22 protein-coding genes and 1 pseudogene are annotated in these 19,706 nt (G+C 59.0%); 18 read left to right on the forward strand and 5 right to left on the reverse strand.

The genetic code is table 11. The annotated features are described in order from the left end of the window. Positions 1–119 precede the first annotated feature (119 nt). The 4 genes from C7453_RS03560 to C7453_RS03575 all read right to left on the reverse strand — a co-directional run bounded on the left by C7453_RS03560 (position 120) and on the right by C7453_RS03575 (position 3,018). Positions 120–638 carry an RES family NAD+ phosphorylase gene (locus tag C7453_RS03560; protein WP_114726189.1) on the reverse strand — a complete coding sequence of 173 codons (519 nt, stop codon included), beginning with the start codon at positions 636–638 and terminating at the stop codon, positions 120–122. Continuing rightward, a complete protein-coding gene (locus tag C7453_RS03565; protein WP_114726190.1) occupies positions 635–1,000 on the reverse strand; it encodes an antitoxin Xre/MbcA/ParS toxin-binding domain-containing protein in 366 nt (121 codons plus the stop codon). The genes C7453_RS03560 and C7453_RS03565 overlap by 4 nt, the downstream gene beginning before the upstream one ends. A 109-nt stretch (positions 1,001–1,109) precedes the next feature. After that, positions 1,110–2,816, reverse strand: coding sequence for a recombinase family protein (locus C7453_RS03570; RefSeq protein WP_114726191.1), 1,707 nt, complete (start codon positions 2,814–2,816; stop codon positions 1,110–1,112). A gap of 13 nt (positions 2,817–2,829) precedes the next feature. Continuing rightward, complete coding sequence (locus C7453_RS03575) at positions 2,830–3,018, reverse strand: hypothetical protein (RefSeq protein WP_114726192.1); 189 nt, start codon at positions 3,016–3,018, stop codon at positions 2,830–2,832. 389 nt (positions 3,019–3,407) lie between these two features. Between C7453_RS03575 and C7453_RS03580 the strand changes: the two genes are divergently transcribed. From C7453_RS03580 to C7453_RS03615, 9 genes and pseudogenes are all read left to right on the forward strand, one after another. After that, entirely contained in the window at positions 3,408–4,670 is a 1,263-nt protein-coding gene (locus C7453_RS03580) for an SIR2 family protein (RefSeq protein ID WP_245948756.1), read from the forward strand. Then, positions 4,667–6,715 (forward strand): ATP-binding protein, encoded by a 2,049-nt coding sequence (locus tag C7453_RS03585; RefSeq protein ID WP_114726194.1) that lies wholly within the window; start codon positions 4,667–4,669, stop codon positions 6,713–6,715. Before C7453_RS03580 ends, C7453_RS03585 begins: the two co-directional genes overlap by 4 nt. Then, positions 6,702–7,595 (forward strand): 3'-5' exonuclease, encoded by an 894-nt coding sequence (locus C7453_RS03590; protein WP_114726195.1) that lies wholly within the window; start codon positions 6,702–6,704, stop codon positions 7,593–7,595. Before C7453_RS03585 ends, C7453_RS03590 begins: the two co-directional genes overlap by 14 nt. Positions 7,596–7,662: 67 nt before the next feature. Beyond that, complete coding sequence (locus tag C7453_RS19070; protein ID WP_170222030.1) at positions 7,663–7,836, forward strand: hypothetical protein; 174 nt, start codon at positions 7,663–7,665, stop codon at positions 7,834–7,836. Positions 7,837–7,877: 41 nt separating this feature from the next. Continuing rightward, positions 7,878–9,359 (forward strand): hypothetical protein, encoded by a 1,482-nt coding sequence (locus tag C7453_RS18620; RefSeq protein ID WP_141288928.1) that lies wholly within the window; start codon positions 7,878–7,880, stop codon positions 9,357–9,359. Positions 9,360–9,381: 22 nt separating this feature from the next. Further along, the gene (locus C7453_RS18625) at positions 9,382–9,936 is read left to right on the forward strand and encodes a hypothetical protein (RefSeq protein WP_141288929.1); all 555 of its coding nucleotides are present in this window, start codon (positions 9,382–9,384) and stop codon (positions 9,934–9,936) included. A gap of 223 nt (positions 9,937–10,159) precedes the next feature. Beyond that, positions 10,160–10,841: pseudogene (locus C7453_RS19735) on the forward strand (DNA methyltransferase). A gap of 362 nt (positions 10,842–11,203) precedes the next feature. Further along, entirely contained in the window at positions 11,204–11,620 is a 417-nt protein-coding gene (locus C7453_RS03605; RefSeq protein ID WP_114726197.1) for a hypothetical protein, read from the forward strand. 648 nt (positions 11,621–12,268) lie between these two features. Beyond that, a complete protein-coding gene (locus C7453_RS03615) occupies positions 12,269–12,586 on the forward strand; it encodes a DUF736 domain-containing protein (RefSeq protein ID WP_025861645.1) in 318 nt (105 codons plus the stop codon). Between the two features lie 67 nt (positions 12,587–12,653). Here the strand turns inward: C7453_RS03615 and C7453_RS03620 are convergent, their stop codons facing one another. After that, a complete protein-coding gene (locus tag C7453_RS03620; RefSeq protein ID WP_114726198.1) occupies positions 12,654–12,902 on the reverse strand; it encodes a helix-turn-helix domain-containing protein in 249 nt (82 codons plus the stop codon). A gap of 271 nt (positions 12,903–13,173) precedes the next feature. Between C7453_RS03620 and C7453_RS03625 the strand changes: the two genes are divergently transcribed. The 9 genes from C7453_RS03625 (at position 13,174) to C7453_RS03665 (ending at position 19,523) form a co-directional block, all read left to right on the forward strand. Continuing rightward, on the forward strand, positions 13,174–13,380 hold the full coding sequence (locus C7453_RS03625; RefSeq protein WP_114726199.1) for a transcriptional regulator domain-containing protein: 207 nt from the start codon (positions 13,174–13,176) through the stop codon (positions 13,378–13,380). A 58-nt stretch (positions 13,381–13,438) separates the two neighbouring features. After that, positions 13,439–13,960, forward strand: coding sequence for a DNA -binding domain-containing protein (locus tag C7453_RS03630; RefSeq protein WP_245948760.1), 522 nt, complete (start codon positions 13,439–13,441; stop codon positions 13,958–13,960). 96 nt (positions 13,961–14,056) lie between these two features. Next, positions 14,057–14,353, forward strand: coding sequence for a helix-turn-helix transcriptional regulator (locus C7453_RS03635; protein ID WP_012553482.1), 297 nt, complete (start codon positions 14,057–14,059; stop codon positions 14,351–14,353). Further along, positions 14,350–15,423, forward strand: coding sequence for a replication initiator protein A (locus C7453_RS03640; protein ID WP_114726201.1), 1,074 nt, complete (start codon positions 14,350–14,352; stop codon positions 15,421–15,423). The genes C7453_RS03635 and C7453_RS03640 overlap by 4 nt, the downstream gene beginning before the upstream one ends. Next, positions 15,420–15,908 (forward strand): DUF2840 domain-containing protein, encoded by a 489-nt coding sequence (locus tag C7453_RS03645; RefSeq protein ID WP_114726202.1) that lies wholly within the window; start codon positions 15,420–15,422, stop codon positions 15,906–15,908. The genes C7453_RS03640 and C7453_RS03645 overlap by 4 nt, the downstream gene beginning before the upstream one ends. Then, positions 15,905–16,534: a S26 family signal peptidase gene (locus C7453_RS03650; protein WP_114726639.1), complete on the forward strand. Its 630-nt coding sequence runs from the start codon at positions 15,905–15,907 to the stop codon at positions 16,532–16,534. The genes C7453_RS03645 and C7453_RS03650 overlap by 4 nt, the downstream gene beginning before the upstream one ends. A 46-nt stretch (positions 16,535–16,580) precedes the next feature. After that, positions 16,581–16,922 carry a DUF736 domain-containing protein gene (locus tag C7453_RS03655; RefSeq protein ID WP_114726203.1) on the forward strand — a complete coding sequence of 114 codons (342 nt, stop codon included), beginning with the start codon at positions 16,581–16,583 and terminating at the stop codon, positions 16,920–16,922. Further along, positions 16,919–17,590, forward strand: a complete 672-nt coding sequence (locus tag C7453_RS03660) for a lytic transglycosylase domain-containing protein (RefSeq protein WP_114726204.1) — start codon at positions 16,919–16,921, stop codon at positions 17,588–17,590. Before C7453_RS03655 ends, C7453_RS03660 begins: the two co-directional genes overlap by 4 nt. A 193-nt stretch (positions 17,591–17,783) precedes the next feature. Beyond that, positions 17,784–19,523: a relaxase/mobilization nuclease domain-containing protein gene (locus C7453_RS03665; protein ID WP_114726205.1), complete on the forward strand. Its 1,740-nt coding sequence runs from the start codon at positions 17,784–17,786 to the stop codon at positions 19,521–19,523. Positions 19,524–19,706 lie beyond the last annotated feature (183 nt).

Consider the following 19,706-nt stretch of genomic DNA (forward strand, 5'->3'; position numbering starts at 1 on the left):
TTTTGATGGCAAATATCAGTATTTGAGCTTCTAAACAGACATTCTGCTTGCCCCCCATAGCGGGCACCAAGCCGGGGCGTTGGACCACTAGCATTCGGCAATTCCACTTTCCCATTCGTTTATGGCCATGATGCTGCGGTTGCTGGCAAGCGCCTCTCGTCGTCAATGACAGTCACGCGGGAGGGAGGATTGCCTGACCAATTCCAGAAGACGAGATTTCTGTCATTTTCCGTCGCTCCCGGGGCAAAGCTTGGGACGATAATGCCAGCCATTCCGCCGGTTATGAGCGTCTTTGCCAGTTCCCATGACGGCGGCGTCTTGCCTTGGTCGGCAAGGTCTTCCCAGGGACAGGCGAGGGCGAAGGAGGAGAAACCGAGATTATCAAGATTGGACGGGTCGGTCAGATCGACGACGGGTTCGCTATCGACGTCATAGGCACAGATCGTGAGAGGCTGCGGCTTGAATGGAAAACCCTGCTGGGCTTCGAGCCAGGCGGTCTCCATGCGCAGTGAAGTATAGAGGGCAGCCGTGCCAACCTGATTGAACCGTCCTCCGTGACGTGCCGCACCATCGCCTGACAAGGAGGTGAAAGACCAGCGGGGATTATGAGCCCGGAATACCCGGCCGGTAAACCTCACGCGTAACCGCCGATCGCAATCCGGTCGAGGTAGCGCCGGACAGCATCGGCGCGTCCCTCCCGGACGAGCGCCTCGGCAGTCTGATCACCGAAGGAGGGCAAAGGTTGTGATCGGTACCAGGCAAAAGCCTGCTGGGCTGAACCGGCCCATTGTCGGACGCGATTGAGGATCTCGACCATGTCGCGCAGCCTCGCCTGTGTGGCGGGGCGACCGAGACGTGCGCTTTTGGAGACGGCATCGCGCGACAGCCCCAGTGTTACGGCCAGTTCACCCCTTGTGATGTGCAGCATATTGCTCAGCCGTTCCGCCGCGATCAGCCCTGATGGATCGAAGGCGTCGGAGAGGAATGTGGTCTCGGACATGACGGCGTGCCTCATACATTGACCATGATATGGGATCATATATGAGGCGGATTGCCTATGACAAGGATTCCAGTTGGATATGCCCATGCGCTTTGGCATGGTGACTCTGTCATGCGGCGAGACGGGGTATCTCGCGGTCCACCAATCGCAAGTATCGTTGGTTGTCTTCCCCCGCAACCATCTGAACTTGCGATGCGAACGCATCACGAACCCCAGTCCGGAAACGGGCTGGGGTTTTCGTTTGTCCACCCGACGCCACCGTCAGGATACCGGCCAGATCGCCCCGGACGTCGATCAGGAGCCCCTTGTCGGACGGGGTGAGGATGATCGCCTCGATCAGCGAGCGGATCACCTCGGCTGCCTCCTGGCGTTTCTCGTCCAGCTCCGAATGCAGCATGTCGTGCAGGCGCGCGAGCTGCCGGTGATAGAACTCCGCCATCTGCGGATGGAGCAGGGGCGGGGGCGCCTCGGCGGTCGCGAGGAAGTCCTTGAGTTCACTCTTCCGGGCTTCGAGCTTCGATCCACGTTCCTTGACCGTCTCGATCGAGATCGCTTCGGAAAGATAGAGATCCATCAGGCGCTGGATGTCGCGCTCGACCCGCTTCAGTTCTGATTCCGCTGCGCCGATGTCGGCCGACGCCTCCATGCGCAGCCGGTTTATTTCGGTGGTGAACGCCGTGCAGAACTCGGCGAACAGGTCAGGATCCATGAGATGGTGACGCAGGGCGTCGAGCACGCGCCGCTCCAGTTCTTCGCGCCGCATATTGGTCCGGTTGTCGCAGGTACCCTTGTTGCGGGCTGTCGAGCAGCCCAACAGTGTGCCGGAGATCATCGAATAGCCGCCACCGCAGCAGCCGCATTTGCTCAGGCCGGAGAACAGGTAGCGGGGGCGGCGTTTCTCGCGGAAATGGTCGGGCGATGATGTATCGCGTGTGTCCCGGCTGGCGCTGACGCTGGCTTGCCGCGCCTTGACCGCGTCCCACAGGTCCTGATCGACGATCCGCAGGTCCGGCACCTCCTGAATCACCCATTCGGATTCCGGATTGGGGCGGGCCTGGCGCTTGCCGGTATCGGGATCCTTGATGAAGCGTTGGCGGTTCCAGACCAGCTTACCCACATACATCTCGTTGTTGAGGATCCCGGTGCCGCGTAGCCGGTTCCCGTTGATGGTCGAGAACCCCCAGGCCCCGCTGCCCGGCGCGGAGATCCCTTCGTCGTTGAGACGGAAGGCGATGGCGCGCGGTCCCAGTCCGGCCGCGAAGTCGCGGAAGATGCGACGGACCACTTCGGCTTCCGCTGGATTGATGGTCCGGTCGCCCCGGATCGGCTCCCCACTGGCGTCGAGCCTGCGCACCACGTCATACCCGTAGGCGTTGCCGCCGCCGGACTTGCCCAGTTCCACGCGCCCCCGCAGGCCGCGATGGGTCTTCTCGGCCAGGTCTTTCAGGAAGAGGGCGTTCATTGTGCCCTTGAGGCCGACATGGAGGTGGGAAACCTCGCCCTCGGAGAGGGTGACGATCCGCACGCCAGCATAGTTCATGCGCTTGAAGACGCCGGCGATGTCCTCCTGGTCGCGGGACAGACGGTCCATCGCCTCGGCCAGCACGATCTGGAACCGTCCGCGCTGCGCATCCGCGATCAGCGCCTGGATGCCAGACCGCATCAGGGATGCGCCCGAAATGGCGTGGTCGGTATACTCTTCGACGATGGTCCAGCCCTGTTTCTCCGCGTGGGTGCGGCACACCCGAAGCTGGTCGGCGATCGAGGCGTCGCGCTGGTTGTCGGAGGAATAGCGGGCGTAGAGCGCGACCTTCATGACGAGGTATCCCTTACGGTCCGGAGCGGCGGCGGTGCTCCTGTTGCTGTGACCGGAACCAGTCCCGTGCCGCGCGGCGTGCCATGAGGCGGACCAGCGCCACCAGACGCGGGTCGGGAGTGTTGGGGCGCAGGACGAGCCGTAATTCGGGCTCGGGCGGCCGATACGATGGGGCAATGGACTGGCTGGCTCTGTCCGTCATCGTTGCTCTCTTCCGACCGTAAGGCAAGGAAAACAGACATACGATCCGGGCAGATGACTGTTATTTCAATGGAAAACGGTAATACGAGAAGGCGTGCCCGCGAGTGCTCCAGAGTGCGGAATCGTAGTTATGGGTGGTCCCGGATAGACGCGCGTCGTACAAATACTAGCGTATAACGGGGGCACGAGAGGGGAGGGCGAGTCATGAACGATGCGGGAATGCCGTTCTTCCGGCGCGCCATTGACTCTTCGCCCATGGAAGCGGCGGCGGGACTGATCGAGTGGGCGAACAGCGCGGCCAAATAAGAAACTGGAGGGAATCGCGGGCATATGAGCGAAGTCGGAAACGAACGAAAATTCCAGTTTCTGCGGAACGGCGATGCCGATCCATTGAAACTCGACTGGAACAAGGGGATCGAGAGCGCCCGTCAGGCGATTTCCGAGGCCATGAACGCCAAGAATATCGCGTTTTTGCTTGGCGCTGGATGTTCCTCCCTGATGAGGGAGGAAAAGGAGCTAGGCATTGCGACCATGGCGCCCTTGGCCTGGGAGTTCTGCGTGGAAACCCTCGATGCGCGGGCAGCGGGATTCTACCGTGATCCGCCTGTCGTAGGCGCTGCCCCGGCACCGTGGCGGCTGACCAAGAGCGAACTCGACTATCTCGATGCGCTCGGGATCGACTTGGCGAAGGACTACAGCCGGAACCTGGAACGCTTGATGGAGGTGCTGTTCGCACAGCGGTTCGTGCTGCGCCAGAGCGAGAATCCCGATCTTCACCCCTACCGCGCTGTTCTCGACGGCATCATAAAGAAGGTCCAGGACTTCCTATGGACCCGTGTCACCCAAGGGGCCTTCGCCACGGAAGGCGACACCACTGTGCGCGATCTCTACGAACGGTTCTACAAGAAGCTGGTCCTACGTGATCGGTCCTTGCCCCGGCCGTGGGTGTTCACGACCAACTACGATCATTTCAGCGAATTGGCGATGGATCGGCTGGGTATTCCCTATGCCAACGGCTTTTCCGGCGTCGTGGAACGTCGCTTCAACCCGGCGATCTTCCGCTATGCCCTGGCCGAGCAGCTCGACGTTGCCAGCCGCAAGTGGACCGCCGTCGATGCGTTCGTCTATCTCTGCAAATTGCATGGTTCGGTCACCTGGACCGAGGACGATCATGGCCTGTTCCCGATCAAGGAGGTCTGGCCGCCGGAATCCACGAGCCAGATGCTGATCTATCCGACACCGGCGAAGCAGAACTCTTCGCTCGGCTCGCCCTACGCGGACCTGTTCCGGGAATTTCAGTCCCGGATCGTGCGCGAGCAGAGTGTTCTCATCACGGCCGGCTACGCCTTCGGCGATGAGCACCTGAACAACATCATCTACCAGGCGCTGACGATCCCGACGTTCCGTCTAGTGATCTTCGCGGCGCCGGATACGGGCGGCGAGATCGCCAAGCTGCGGGCACTGCGTGACCCGCGTATTTGGATCATTGGAGGCGACGGCCCAGCCGAAGGGACGAGGGCGCACTACTTCGACATGATCGTCGAGCATTTCATGCCGCAGCGCCCCAGCGACAGGATCGATGATGCCGTTCGCAAGGTGTTATCCGATCTGGCGCCGAAAATGGATGACGACAAGAAGGATGTCGGGGCATGAGCCACGACGATCGCAAGCGCGCAATCGGCAAGGTGATCTCGGTCGCGGCCGATCGCTTTGTAGTTGAGATGCACGCCGGCACCGACAATTTTACGGTCGTCGGCTTCGACGACGTGCATTATGTGGCGCGGCTAGGGTCATTTTTGATGATCCCGTCGCAGTCGGAATATGTCGTGGTCGAGGTTGTTGGCCTGCGTGAACGCGATGCGAGCACGCCATCTGAGCGGGGCGACTTCGACCGGGCCGGCTCTTCCAAATATCTTGATGTGGTGCCTGTCGGCATGTTGCCGATGCGTGGCGGGGCATTCCGCTTCGGCGTGTCGGTTTTCCCGTCCCTATATGCGGACGCGCTCTATGCGCTGGATGGCGAACTCGACCGCATCTTCGAGACAGAGGCCGCCGTCGAACCTTCAGTCGGCCTGAACGGCGGTGCCTGCGAACCCGAAGGGGCCACGCGCTACCGGGTGCTGCCGATCGGCAAATCGGTGGTGTTCGAGGACTACGACATCAAGGTCCGGTTGAATGAATTTTTCGGCGGCCATGTCGCCGTCCTAGGCAACACCGGCAGCGGCAAATCCTGCACGGTCGCATCGGTCTTGCAGTCCCTTTTCAGCAAGCCGAAGGAGCATTATGCTCGGGGCGCCACCTTCGTCGTCTTTGACGTCAATGGCGAGTATCACGCCGCTCTCGCCGCTTCCGCGAAAGAGGGAGCCATCGGGGTCGAGCGCGTCGTCCTCGACGGCACGGCGGCAGGCTTCCGTATGCCGCATTGGTTCCTGGAGATGGCAGAATGGGAACTGCTCTTGCAGGCCAGCGAGCGAACACAACTGCCTGTCCTGCGGACGGCGTTAGGTCTGACAAGTCTCTTTCATGCCAATACGCCAGAAGCTCTGGCGCTGCGCGAGCACTTTGTCGCCACCTGCATCATTGAGTGCTTTCGAGGGGCAGATGGCGACTCGCCCGTATCGAAATTTCAGCGCGTCGTCTCTCTTCTCCAGAAGTATCCGACAAACGACCTGAATATGGCGCTTCTGAACCGCTTTAATCCTAATTTTCAGTATGGAAATTTTTCAGGAAACAACCAGTCGGCGTTTCTGGACGAAGTAAGAAAAAAGCTCCGGGAAGACGCGCCTTTACCAGCCTATAATCGGACGCCATTCTCTTTTGATGAACTGCACGAATGTCTAGACTTCGCGATTCTCTACGAAGAGGCTCACGGCAATCGCCAAATCCGAGACTACTGCTCGTCCATGGTCACGCGGCTCAGGTCCCTTCAGGAGAGAACAGAATATGCCTTTCTGCGTCATGAAGGAGCTGACGTCCACGCTGCTGTCAGCGATCTGGAATTTTTGACCAACATCGTCGGCTTGCAAAGGGCGGCGGGAGAATCGTTCACCAAACGCAATCAGGTCATTATTATTGATCTCAATTCCGTCGAAGATGAAATCGTTGAGCTGGTCAGTGCGGTAATCGCACGCATGCTTTTTCGGTTTCTTCGCCATGCGGAACCGAGAAACCACTTCCCGATACACCTACTGCTCGAAGAGGCTCATAGATATGTTGCCTCTACGCCGTCCCGCTTTTCTATCGACGCCACCAAGATTTTTGAGCGCATCGCCAAGGAAGGACGCAAATACGGCATGTTTGTGCTACTGGCGTCTCAGCGCCCGAGCGAGCTGTCCAAGACAGTTCTCAGCCAGTGCTCCAACTTCCTGGTTCACCGCATACAGAATCCCGACGATCTCTCCCAGATTCGCCAGATGACGCCCTTCATCTCAGAGTCGGTCTTGAAGCGGTTGCCGTCATTGCCTCGGCAGCACGCGCTGGTGTTTGGGACGTCGGTCAATCTGCCGACGACCTTCAAGGTCAGGGAGGCATCCCCGCGACCGAGGAGCGACGATACCGCCGTCGTCGATCTGTGGTTCCACGAAGAAGGGCGCGCCGCTGACATTCGCCTCGCGCTCTGTCCGAGCGACGCTGCTGCAGCAGCGGCTGGAGAGGAGCCGATGGTGGTAAACGAAGGGCCGGACGATGACATCTTCTGACCATCTGGAGACCTTGGCGCAGACACTGGAAGCCACGGGGGACTACCGGGTGATCCGGCGTCTCAAACCGCGCCCTCGCACCGTTCCGCCTCCCGGTGCCCCGATGCGTCTTGGCTTGGTGGTCGATGTGGAGACCACAGGGCTCGACCCTCAGCGCGACGAGATTATCGAACTCGCTATGACGCCATTCAATTACGGCTTGGATGGTACCATTTTCAGCGTGGGCGATAGCTTCCAGGGGCTGCGTCAGCCGAGCGAGCCTATCGCCCCAGAAATCACTGCGATCACGGGCATCACCAACGAGATGGTGGCCGGACAGATTATCGAACCCGCCGTGGTGGCCACACTCGCGGCGCCGGCTTCGCTCGTCATCGCGCACAACGCCGCGTTCGATCGCCGCTTCCTTGAACGATTCAGCGACGTGTTCTCTACGAAGCCGTGGGCGTGCTCGTGCAGCCAGATCGATTGGACAGCAGAGGGGTTCGAGGGCACGAAACTCGCCTATCTCGCTCAAGCCGCCGGCTTCTTCTACGACCGTCATCGCGCGATGCATGACTGTCTTGCTACAGTCGAGTTGTTGGCAATGCGGCTGCCTCGATCTGGCGTTACAAGTCTCAGCCGCCTCCTGGACGGCGCTCGTGCCGTTTCTTGGCGCATCTGGGCGGAGAACTCGCCGTTCGACCTCAAGGATGTCCTCAAAGCACGGGGATACCGTTGGAACGGCGATCCCGGCCCGCAGCCGCGTGCTTGGTATATCGACGTTCCCGAGGCGCGACGCGAAGCTGAGCTGCGCTTTTTGAGAACGGAAATCTATCGGAATGAATTTGACCCTCTGATCCGGCGGATCGATGCGTATGATCGGTTTTCAGACCGAAGCTGAGCACTGTCGTCCAATACTCTGATGTAGACCGATCTTGCTTGTGTCGATGCGATGTGAATTGCAAAGAGTGTTAAATCTGCTGGGCGAGGTGAAGGTCGAGCGGTTCGACTGGACCGATGGCCTCGGAGACAAGGCGACGCAAATTGCCGGCGACTATGATCAGGATGTTTTCAACGGTGATCTAAGTGTTATGGACAGGATCGATACCGTCATATTGGTTGGGCGGATTATATTAATGTAGAATTTTATTATGAATATAAAGCGTGTGGAAGGGAGGGTAAAATGAAGGATAACAGTAAAGAAATAATTGTTAATTTTCATATAAAAAAATTGGAATCTCTGACTGATGAAGAAATCCAAGAAGAATTCCCAGATCGCGATGGCCGGTGGAGTATACAAACAAAGCGAGCACTACGTAGGTTCCAGACGGAGAAGCTTGATCTCAACGAAAACTGGGCATCCGTAGGTCCAGATTGGACATGTCCCTGTTGCGAACGGTCTAAGTACGATTTATTCCGTCTCTCGGTTAATCAGATTTTGCTTGCCAACCTCCACGTCCATCACGATCATTTAGCCGATTTTTTGAAAGAAAAATTACACCAAAAATTTGGTTCTAAATGGGCACACTGTGTTTCGCGTAGCGGCATTTATCTTGAAGATGTTGGCTCGAAACTGATTGGGCGTTTCGCGCCCTGTTTGGTTTGTGCAGATTGCAATGCTGCGGATGGAGCAGCAAAAGCAGGACTTCCAACATTGCCGAGATTTTTCAGCTTTCGCGTTAGTGAAATCTGTAAGTTTATTCAAGTGTCTCCAAATTCTGAACACAAAGTCAGTCTCAATATTGCAATGGGTATTTTTATTGATGTCGAGAAAGATTTTCAGAAAAGAGTTTTGTTTTTAGATCAGCTTTTCAATATGATTTTATGTGGAGATTTATTTCAAGAGGAAGGTAATGTACGGAGCAACAAAGACATAAATCCTTATAATTATATAAACAATAAATTAATAAAAAGTTTTTACGCTGATTATAAGAATATATCAAATGACATTAACGGTTTTTTGCGACGGTCTTTGTCGAGAGATGGTGTATCTTCAAATTCTCCAAGTAAAAAAGTTACTATTGATATTCCTACTCAAGAGGATTATTTGAATCATGATGGAAGTGGAGGATTGAAAATTTGGCAGGAGACGCCAGAAAGCTGGTCATGTCCATGCTGTTCGAGGGTAAAATTTCAAATACTCAGACGATCAAATAAATCGAAAAAGAAAAAATGGTCTGGGCGAATTCTTAAACACACCCAGTATGTTTTGATGAGTCCAGAAAATTGGGATGACCCGTTGTCGTGGGAGATAACGGGTCAGAATGAAGAAATTATTTGTATGGATTGTGCTAGTGTCATTCCAAAAATAAAGCAAATGAAGCCTGAACTATCTCGCGATGAGGTTTTTTTTCAAATTGAAGATATTCGAGAGCTTGTTAAAGCCTCGCCGCATCAGGGTCACGAGGTAAATTGGGAGCAGGCGGTATTACGTGCTTATAATTCTTTACAACGCACCCCTGCAGTTGATTTTTACAATGAAAAACGGAATAGATTATCAGTATTTTCTTTTATATATGGGCATTTTTCAAAAATATATAATAATGAAAATGATATTGTGTTGGGTGCGGTACGTCAATATTACATAGAAAAAAATAAAATAAATGAAGTCGATGTTGATGATTTTATATCCGATTGTCTAAATGACATTGATTTCGTGAAGTAGAAACTCTGAGTCGAGGTGTGGTGTGAGTAAATCTAATATAACAGATAATTTGAAGGCAGAGTTTAAGGAGGTGGCTAGGAATATTGTATCGAAAGATCGTAATGCAAGAAAAAGTGGGCATTCAAATAACACTATAAATGATATAGAGCGAGCTCTTGTGAAAGCATTTCGCTTGGGGCAGGAGTATATATCATTCGATGATTCGCATAGCTCTCCTGTCGTAAATGATATCATCGACTGGATAGAAATTCCGCCGCGATCAAGAAGAACTCTTGCTGATCTCACGACGTGCTTTAGCCGTATTTACGGCAGGTGCCGAGAAAAACCCTCTCATATTGAGAGAGTTATTTCTGAAAAAGGTTGTGTTTGGAATATAATTCATTGTGAAGATGTTCGTGAGCAACGCCATATCGCAAATGGTAGCGTCGCACCTCTTATTCGAATGGGACTATTGGCACCCTCAGCAGAGAATGCGGAGATTTTCTCCGTCACAGAATTAGGTATAAAAACAAGTAAAGTTTATTGGCATCGCTCTGATCTAAACGATCCAACTCTCCCTAAAATTCAGATAGGATAACTATTTTTACAAATATTAACTCTGTTATTGTGGTGTTGAGGAAGCGGTTGGGCTTAGGGCGCTGCCCCCGGCGCACTTCGTAACGTCTTCCGCCCAGCTTCCTTCGCTGCGCTCCGTGCAGCCGGTTCCCCGCGAAGCCGTCACTCCGTTTGCACCCCCGCTGCTCGCCGCGAGGCAGAGGAACAGCGGGGGCTGTTCCCTCGCGGAACAAAGGGCAAAGACCATGACCGGCAACATCACCACGGCGACCGATTTCCGCAATACCATCCTCAACGGCGACAGCGTGCAGCTTATGCGCTCACTGCCTCGTAATTCGGTGGATTTCATCCTGACAGACCCGCCTTACCTGGTGAACTATCAGGGCAGGGACGGGCGGAAGGTTCGCAACGACGACAATGCGCGCTGGCTCCGGCCGGCCTTCAACCAGATGCACCGTGTCCTGAAATGGGGCGGGTTCGCTGTGTCGTTCTATGGGTTCAACCGTATCGACCTGTTCGCCGACGCCTGGAAGGCGGGGGGGGTTCCGCATGGTCGGGCATATCGTCTTTCGCAAATCCTATTCATCATCTTCCCGTTTTCTTCGGTATGGGCATGAAAATGCCTACCTGCTTCTCAAAGGCAATGCGCAGCCGCCCGCGAACCCGATCCCGGACGTGATCGACATGCCTTACAGTGGCAACAAGCTGCATCCGACCCAGAAGCCGGTGGCAGCACTTTTGCCCCTGGTGGAAGCCTTCTGCCCGGTAGGTGGTCTGGTCATGGACCCGTTTGCGGGCTCCGGTTCGTCCCTGGTGGCGGCGCAGCATGTGGGGCGCGACTGGCTGGGGATGGAACTGGACCCGGACCACGCAGCCACGGCGACCCGCCGGCTGGCCTGGCACGGGACGGGGAGGGCGGCGGCATAAGCCGCCCCCTTCTTCCCATTACCGGACACGGCCGGAAAATCGCGCCGGTCCCGATGGACCGGCGACAGGCGCGCGCCGATGCCCGGCGCGTGCGGCGCTCGCCGGCGGAGCCGGCTCGCGGATAGTGTGGCCGGAAAGAGGGCGTTTCTGGTACCGGGGCCACAATGCTGCCAGCACAACGCGCCGTGTCCACGGCGCGAGCGGAAGGCGCGAACAAGGGGCGTCCCGGTCACAGTCCGGCGCGCTCCGCGCGCTTTCCTGATCGTGAAAACAGATCAGGAAAGGCCGATGCTATTTCCTGGATATTCCTGAATCGTTTCGGCATGTGTGTGGTGTTCCTTCTCATGGAAAGGACACGATCCATGCTGCTCGGTCTCAGTATTGTCCTTGGCTTCGCCAGTATCGGTTTCCTGTGCTGGCTGCTGTTTCTGTGTGCGCTCTATGCCGCGCCGCTTTTCGTGGCGGCGATGGTCTGCACCATGCTCTATTACCATGCCATGATGTCTGGCACTCACGCCATCCTTGCGGGCATCGCTGCCGGGATCATGGTGCTGGTGTCCGGTCAGGCGATCCTCGCCTCCTCGCGCGATCCCGCCCTGCGGGTTACGGTGTCCACGCTGCTCGCCCTGCCGGCCGCGCTGGCGGGGTTTGGCACGGCGCTGGGCTTGTGCGGCATGGGCGAGATGAGTGCCATCCCGACCTACCTTTTCGCGACGTTCGGGGCGCTGTGCGTGGGCGGAGCGGCATGGGCACGGCTTTGCGGCATCCAGCCCGCGTAAGTCCACGGTGTCAGAATAGCTGATCCAGCCAGGTCCAAAAGGTCAGCGTGGGGCGTTTAGTCCCCGTTGGGCGGCTGCTGGCTGACCAGGGCATAGGATAAAGCAGCGCCTTTCCTTCTGCGAGAGATGCCCGCCAGAGACCCGACCGGTATGAAGAGGCGATCAGCTTCATTACGGATACCGCATGTCGTTCTGTCGGCGTGACCGGCGGCCCGGCGTCAACTTTCGTCTACTGATTTGGAAGGGCAGGGAACATGGTACCGGCCAGGAGGTTATCCCGGCGACGGATACGGTTCTACCTGTATGCTGTCTGGAAACGGATATGTCCCTGACGCCCTGCGCCCCTGTTACGGAACACGACGGACTGACCTGTCTCTCCACAGGGCTGACGTCGCCGCACACCATGGCCTCTCGATATGGCCGATCTGCCCGAAGACCGGCTTTGCCTCGCCCGGCTCTGGCGCAACGGCGGCCCGCAACTTTCTTCCCCTGGGCTTCGCCCATTCCGCGCGGAACAAGAAAGTTCCGTGCCGCCGTCCTCCGCGTTGCTCCGGCCTGCAAGCAGGTGCGCCGCCGGTCGTCTCCGGGCTGACGATGGCCATCGAGGCCACGGTGGTCGCGGCCCGATACAAGCGAGGAGACAGGACAATGATCATCGGTTCATTCAAAAAGGTCGGCGAGGGTTACGAAGGCGAAATCGTCACCCTGACACAGAAAATCCGGGGGATCCGCTTCGTGCCCGAAGCCAACCGGGCCAGCGACAATGTTCCCAACTTCCGGGTCCAGATCGGCAAACTTGAAGCCGGAGCCGCCTGGATCAAGCACACCACGGACTGGCGCGAATATCTCAGCGTGAAGCTGGACGATCCGACCCTTCCCGGTCCGATCTTCGCCAGCCTCTTCGAAGAGGAAGGTGGCGCCTACAACCTGGTCTGGAGCCGCCAGCGTCCGCGTAACGGGGACTGACCACCCCACACTGGCCCTTCCTGGCTCAGCCGGGAAGGGCTTTCCCCATCGCCAGGCGGCCTGCGGCCTATCGCTCCTCACTGCCTGACGCCACGGTCGCGGCGACATGAGTTTCGTCCAGAAGCGCGGCCGGCCGCACGTCCAGCGCCTGTGACGCATGCCACAGTGAAAGCAGTGTCGCGTTCTGGCGCCCGGTCTCGATCCAGCTGATATAGGCGCGGTCCACGCCCATCCGTTCCGCCAGGGCCTCCTGGCTGAGACCGGCGGCGCGTCGCAGGCGCCTCACGTTCGCGCCGAAAAGTCCTCGGATGTCCATCCGCAGGATAGGAACGATTTGTGTATTATCGCGCTACGTATTATAATACACGGATGGTTTCTCTCCCACCGGAGCGATGCGCCGCAGGTATCACGTGATGCCGGAAAAACCGGCCTTTCACGCCCACGCGGCCTGAATCCTCCATCTCCCTCTAAATGATCCCGTTCAGGCCGGAGATTTTCGGGATCACCTTCCTGAGTCTTCGGGACTACCCGTTCCGGTTCAGCACCGGATACTGGGTCGAATCCATGACATATCGGGGGAGGGGGGCGTGCCGACAATCCGGCCGTGGGATGCAGCACCCCTTCGTCGCGCCTTCGCCGGGCTCGACCCTGCCGGTTTCGCCCAGGAATGGCTGCGACATAATCCGGCCTACCGGCGCGATCATGCAGCAACCATGACGATGGGCAAGGTTGACGCCGAGGTATGGCGCGCCTTCGCCCGTCGCTGGGGGGTGCGTTTTCCCTGTCGATCCTGATCTCCCCGCCTGGCTTGCCCCTGCTTTCTGGGATCCTGATGTTGCGCCGGAGGTCGCCGTGCGTGGCGATGGGGGTGACATCCTGTCCCGCCTCGCGCCATATGCGCTGGCACGATACGACGGTTCCGATGGCGTCCATCTCGTGCTGGACAGTGCGGCGGGTCCGCTGCGCATCGTCATTATCGTCGATCGGCAGCCCGGTGCGCCAGGAACCTGGTTCGTCATCGATGACAGCCATCTCGCGACCCGTCTGGCCTGCGTCGCGCGCTTCGGCTGCCTGCTTGCCGGCCAGATGCCCGGTCCTCTTCCCTCCATCTTGCGCTTGAGTCCGCAGCAGAAACTCCGGCAGATCCGCATGCTCTGCATCGCGGAAGGCCGGCGCATGGGCGTGGCGGTCCGACGGATCGCGGCGGGCATCTACAGCGAGCGCATCCTGCATCTGTCCCGCAATGAATGGCGCGCCAGTTCATGGCACCGCGCCTTCTACCGCGATCTCGACGGTGCCGCGTTCTACCAGAACGGCGGTCACATCGCTCTCCTTCAGGGGCTGAAGCAGGGGGGTGACAGTCTGGCGGCCTGAACTTTGTCATCCCTCCCCAAGCCAGATTCTCCGGCAGCGTCCTCCCATGAGCCGCGATATTCCGCACGCGGCCCAATCCACCGGGAGGAAGACCTCATGCGTGTCCAGCCGACACTGCCACCGCGCTATCTGCGCACCCCGGACGCGGCCAATTTCGTTGGCCTGTCGATCCGTACCCTCGAAAAACACCGGAGTTGCGGTACCGGTCCACTCTACCGCCAGCTTGGCGGCCGGATCGTCTATGCCGTGGAAGACCTCTGCGCCTGGGCCGATCTGAACGTCAGGCTGTCCACGGGTGACGGTGGCGGCATCCCGATGCCGTCCGATCCCCGCGCCTACATCATCCGCTTGCAGGCAAAGGCCCGCAAGGCACAGCGGAGTGCCGGACGATGATGCCGGCCGCTGACAGCTGGCGTCAGCCCGACCGGCGCTTTGTGGTCACGGGGTCGGCACGGCCCCGTGACATTCGTGATCTCATGGGGCGTCCGTTTTTCGCATTGGGAAAAACGCCGCGTCTTACCCCAATCGATTATCAGGCGCGACATATCGCGATCATGGTGCGGGCTGAAAATGCCGGCGGTATGGCGACCGTCTGGGACGTCGATGTTCTGATCTGGCTGACCGGGCAGATTGTCGATGCGTTGAACCATGGATTGTGGGTGTCACGCCATGTGCGTTTCACGCCCTGGCGTCTGTTTCAGGACCTGGGCTGGGCTTCCGGACTACATGAATATCATCGCCTTCGCGGTGCATTGGAACGGCTGTCCACGACAACAGTCATGACGAACATCCGCCAGGGCGCTGACTGGCGGGAGAGGCCGTTCACGTGGATCAGTGACGTCCGGATATCCCGTGACGATGGCGTGGCCCTGACGCTGCCGGACTGGCTGATGGAAGCCGCCTGCGATCGCTCGCGCGTGTTGAGTGTTGATCCCGCCTATTTCTGTCTTCGTGGCGGTCTGGAGCGATGGCTTTACCGCCTGGCGCGCCGCCATACCGGGCGACAAAAGGAGGGATGGCGCTTCGATCTGGCGGAACTGCACGCACGCTCAGGCAGCCTGACCCGGCGTCGCGATTTCATCGCGAAAATCCGCGCCATTGTCGTCAGCCAGATCATCCCCGGTTATGCGTTTCGCATCATTTCTGGCGGAAAACTGGGGATTTTATGCGCTGTTCCAACGAGTCAATTCACCGAGGGTGTGGATAACGATGTGAAACATGTCGTTGGATCAACGGCGCATCATATCGTGGGAACGGTGGCGGATTTATCGTGGGATCATTGGCGAAAATCGGCGCAATGCATTGTTTTCAAAAGCGGAATCAGCCCCGTAACTTATATAACTAATATAATAACTTATTATGTAGGGGATTTCAGTCTTTCGGACACCTTCCCGATAGCTCGGTCGGGGTATGGAAAAAAGACTCGGGAAGCGGTCGCGGATCGCCTGGTCGGTGTTCCGTGATCGCGCGTTCTTTCCGGCCGGACGACGCTGTCCTCACCACAGTTGAACTGACGTGGATCGAGAAGCGTATCGAGCACTGGATCCGGTTTGGGCACCCTGTCGAGGATCGCATTCTCGACCGTCGGCGCAGGCTGATGAGCTTCACGCCGGAGAGCGTGTTCGCCTTCATCCGCTGGGCTGCCAACGATTTCGGCACCGTGGTGTCCTGCATCGACATCGTGCGGGCCGTGGACGCTCGGGAAGCCTGCCAGACCGTGCCCTTTGTACGTCCCGGTGGCGAGAGCCTGCTGCGCCAGAGCGGCTGGCCAAAGGTGCGTCGCGTGCTGGAGGCGATCGACGGCGTGGAGGCGCTGGGAATTGATCCTGCGGCTGCCTGTCCCGATCACTGGCGGCATCTGCATCACCGACTCACGGCAGCGCAGGAGCCGCGTCCCTACACGCGCGAACGGCATGAAGGATGGTTACGCCGGAGGGCCGCGTCATGACCCGGCGCGCCTGGTTCTTCGCCACGTATTTCGCCGTGCTCGGCGTGGGCGCCTCGCTGGCGTTTCATCCCACACCGCGCTGGGTCTGGAACGAGACGGCGAGCGTTCCGGTCGGGCTTTATCGCATCCAGCCCACCACCCCAGTCCGTGTCGGCGACATCGTCGCGCTCCGCCTGCCCGAGCGCGAAGCGACGCTGCTGGCGTCACGCGGCTACCTGCCGTTCGGCGTGCCGCTGCTCAAGCCTGTGGCAGCACTGGCGGGGCAGAGTGTCTGTCGCATCGGCGTCCACGTCACCATCGACGGTAAGGCGGTCGGCGACGCGAAACCCGTCGATCATCGGGGCCGCAAGCTGCCCGTCTGGCAGGGCTGTCAGCATCTCGGGCTGGGGCAGGTTTTCGTCATGAACGCCGCTGTGCCAACCAGTCTGGATGGGCGGTATTTCGGTGTCCTGCCGATGGATATCGTCATTGGCCGTGCGGTGCCGGTTCATGTCCGGACCGGTGAAGCCGAGCCACCACCGCCGCATTTCGCTCCCCTTCCGGAACCGCCCGAGCCGATGCGGGAGCGACCGCTTCTGGCGCCGCCCATGATGCCCATGAAATCCGGTGAACCACCCATCCAATGATGGTCGCCAGCCATTGAATTTTCATACACCCGAAAGGACTTCTCTCATGAGCCAGATCGGTTTTTTCACCCGGACGTCGGATGGTTTCGTCGGACGGGTGCGCACCCTGTCGCTGGACGCTGAACTGACCTTCATGCCGGCGGAAAACAATGGTGCGGAACATGCACCCGATTATCGCATCCATCTCGGTGAAGGCGATTCAGCATTGGAGATCGGTGCCGGGTGGAAACGCACCGGGGAACGTGCTGGCGAGTATGTTTCCGTTGTCCTGGACGATCCCTCTTTCATGCAACCGATCCGCGCCACGCTGTTCCAGGCCGGGCGCGGCGGGCGTGAGTGGCAACTGGTCTGGAACCGGCCTGCAAAACGTCCGGGAGGTCGGGAATGAACACCCGGTTTTTCATGTCCGCCGGCGTGTTGGCCGTGCTCGCGCTGCCGCTCTCGCCCGTCCCTGTTCATGCCCAGGATTTCGACGATCTGGTGCGACAGGCGGCGGAACGGAACGCGATCCCGGCGACGTGGGTGCGGGCCGTCCTCCATGCCGAAAGTGCCGGTGATCCACATGCGGTTTCCGCCGCCGGTGCAATGGGGCTGATGCAACTCATGCCGGACACATGGAAGGATGTCCGGCGAACGCTCAATCTGGGGGCCGATCCTTTCGATCCGCACGACAATATCGCGGCTGGTGCAGCCTATCTGCGATGGCTGCACGACCGCTATGGCGATGCGGGGTTTCTTGCCGCCTACAATACCGGACCTAGTCGCTATGACGATCATCTGGCGACTGGTCGGCCATTGCCTGCCGAGACGATTTCCTACGTGGAATTCGTCACACGGCTAATGAAAAACCGATCGTCTGACATTCATCTGCCCGTTTCCTTTTTGTCCTTTCCAACTCGCTCCTGGGTGACGGCCGCGCTCTTCGTTTCAGGCCAGCCCGATGCGTTTCGGGGCACCACGTTACGTCATGTTTTTGCTCCCGAGAGCCTTTTCGCAGGGCATGCCGGGGGTAGGTCCGACATGATCCCGTTGAGGGGATCGGATCAGATCCGGTAAGGCGTGAAAACCCCGGAAAGCCAACAGAAAAGGGAGGGCTGGATAAAAGGCCGCACATCGCGGCTCGGTCGGGGTGGCTGTTTTCCGGGGGTTTTGAAGTCTTGTCGCGAGGTGCATCGATTTTCCGCACCTCGCGGCAAGGTGTCATCTCTTTGATCCGGCGGGAGCTTTCGCGCAGTGCAGGGCTTTTTTCATGAACAGAGATGAAGAATTCCGGGTCCAGCCAGGGCGTATTCGCCCCACCCGTGCCCGGCAGGCGCGACCCTTCGTGACGCAGGTGCTGGCGTCGGTGCAGCGGGCCGGTGGCAGAGTGTCTCGCGCCGGGAAAATTAGTGCCGGGCGTCGCTCCACCTTCGGGCGGGGCAGGGCCGCCGCCCATGCGGCCAATCGCCTGCTGACCAGCCGTTCACGGGGCGTCGTCATCAAGGCCCGTGTCGTGCGGCACGCGGCTCGTGCGACACCGCTTGCGGCGCACCTTCGCTATCTCCGTCGCGAGGGGGTAACGCGGGATGGTAACGATGCCCGTCTGTTTGGGAAAGACAGTGACGACATTCGCGCCTCGGACTTCGCGGAACGATGCGATGGCGACCGCCACCATTTCCGCTTCATCGTCTCACCGGAGGATGCGCCGGAGATGTCGGACCTGCGGGCCTTTGCGCGAGATCTGATGGGGCAGATGGAATCTGATCTCGGCACGAAACTCGACTGGGTTGCTGTCGATCACTGGAATACAGCGCATCCCCATCTGCATGTCATCGTCCGGGGCGTGGCGGAGGATGGGTCCGATCTGGTGATCGCACGCGATTACATCCGCGAGGGCATGCGCGCCCGTGCACAGGATCTGGTGACGCTGGAACTCGGACCACGCACGGATCACGACATCCACCAGGCGGTCGAGCGGCAGGTGCACGCCGACCGCTGGACTCAATTGGACCGCCAGCTTCGGAGGGACGCGGGGCAGGATGGCGTCATCGCTCTCGAACGCACACCGGGCGAAACGCCGGACGCCTTCGCCACCGTGAAGCTGGGCCGGTTGCGCCGTCTGGAGACTATGGGGCTGGCGCATCAGGTCGGGCCGGATCGCTGGCGCATGGACGAGAGTGCGGAGGCAACCCTACGGGAGATCAGCGAGCGCAACGATATCATCAAACGGATCCACCGGGGCCTTGCGGAACAGAAGATCGATCGTGCCGCGTCCTCCTGGGTAATGGCCGCCGAGGATACCACCGATCCCGTCATCGGCCGGCTGGTCGATCGTGGTCTCGACGATGAGCTGCGTGGCACGGCCTATGCGGTGATCGACGGGATTGACGGACGCACGCACCATGTCCGCCTGCCGAACCTCGAGGCCGCTGGCGATGGGCCGGTCGGTTCGATCGTCGAACTGCGGCGTTTCAGCGACAAGCAGGGACGTGACCGTGTCGCGCTGGCCGTGCGCTCGGACGTCACGCTGGAGCGGCAGGTGATGGCGGAGGGCTCAACCTGGCTCGACCGGCAGGCCATCGCGCGGGAGCCTCTTGCTCTCTCGTCCACAGGGTTCGGTGCCGATGTCAAAGAGGCGATGGAAAAACGCACGGATCATCTGGTGGAGCAGGGGCTGGCCAGCCGCGACGGCGGGAGCATCCGTTATGTGCGGAACCTGATCGGCACCCTGCGTCAGCGGGAATTGGACGCGCTGGGCCGGAACCTCGCCGGGAAGTCGGGAAGCCCCTTCCGGCGGAGTGACGAGGGCGATCCCGTTGCCGGCACTTATCGTCAGCGTTTCAACCTGGCGTCGGGCCGGTTCGCCATGATCGACGACGGGCAGGGCTTCGAACTGGTGCCGTGGTCGCCGTCGCTGGAAAAACAGCGCGGGCGGGAGGTGTCGGGAATCATGCGCGGCGACGGGGGGATTGACTGGTCGTTCGCGCGGAAACGGGGTTTGGGTCTATGACCGGGAAGGGGGGAGAGCGGAAAGTCTGCTTCTGGAACGCAAGTAAGGTCCTCGTATGCTTTCTCCCTACAGCCTTCGTGAGCGTGCTTCAACATCCATAAAGCTCGTTTGCAAGATGGCAATGAATAGGAGATAACCTGTTAAAGAGCAGTCAATCATACTGACAACGATGGAGCGGCGAGA

Origin of the sequence: Gluconacetobacter liquefaciens (assembly GCF_003350405.1) — a bacterium.
Lineage (GTDB): Bacteria > Pseudomonadota > Alphaproteobacteria > Acetobacterales > Acetobacteraceae > Gluconacetobacter > Gluconacetobacter liquefaciens.

Coding starts and splice junctions, on each gene's coding strand:
- C7453_RS03605 (WP_114726197.1), top strand. CDS start 11,204: ATGCTGCTCGGTCTCAGTATTGTCCTTGGCTTCGCCAGTATCGGTTTC.
- C7453_RS03650 (WP_114726639.1), top strand. CDS start 15,905: ATGACCCGGCGCGCCTGGTTCTTCGCCACGTATTTCGCCGTGCTCGGC.
- C7453_RS03570 (WP_114726191.1), bottom strand. CDS start 2,816: ATGAAGGTCGCGCTCTACGCCCGCTATTCCTCCGACAACCAGCGCGAC.
- C7453_RS18620 (WP_141288928.1), top strand. CDS start 7,878: ATGAAGGATAACAGTAAAGAAATAATTGTTAATTTTCATATAAAAAAA.
- C7453_RS03620 (WP_114726198.1), bottom strand. CDS start 12,902: ATGGACATCCGAGGACTTTTCGGCGCGAACGTGAGGCGCCTGCGACGC.
- C7453_RS03660 (WP_114726204.1), top strand. CDS start 16,919: ATGAACACCCGGTTTTTCATGTCCGCCGGCGTGTTGGCCGTGCTCGCG.
- C7453_RS03635 (WP_012553482.1), top strand. CDS start 14,057: ATGCGTGTCCAGCCGACACTGCCACCGCGCTATCTGCGCACCCCGGAC.
- C7453_RS03590 (WP_114726195.1), top strand. CDS start 6,702: ATGACATCTTCTGACCATCTGGAGACCTTGGCGCAGACACTGGAAGCC.
- C7453_RS03575 (WP_114726192.1), bottom strand. CDS start 3,018: ATGACGGACAGAGCCAGCCAGTCCATTGCCCCATCGTATCGGCCGCCC.
- C7453_RS03565 (WP_114726190.1), bottom strand. CDS start 1,000: ATGTCCGAGACCACATTCCTCTCCGACGCCTTCGATCCATCAGGGCTG.
- C7453_RS03585 (WP_114726194.1), top strand. CDS start 4,667: ATGAGCCACGACGATCGCAAGCGCGCAATCGGCAAGGTGATCTCGGTC.
- C7453_RS03640 (WP_114726201.1), top strand. CDS start 14,350: ATGATGCCGGCCGCTGACAGCTGGCGTCAGCCCGACCGGCGCTTTGTG.
- C7453_RS03615 (WP_025861645.1), top strand. CDS start 12,269: ATGATCATCGGTTCATTCAAAAAGGTCGGCGAGGGTTACGAAGGCGAA.
- C7453_RS03655 (WP_114726203.1), top strand. CDS start 16,581: ATGAGCCAGATCGGTTTTTTCACCCGGACGTCGGATGGTTTCGTCGGA.
- C7453_RS03665 (WP_114726205.1), top strand. CDS start 17,784: ATGAACAGAGATGAAGAATTCCGGGTCCAGCCAGGGCGTATTCGCCCC.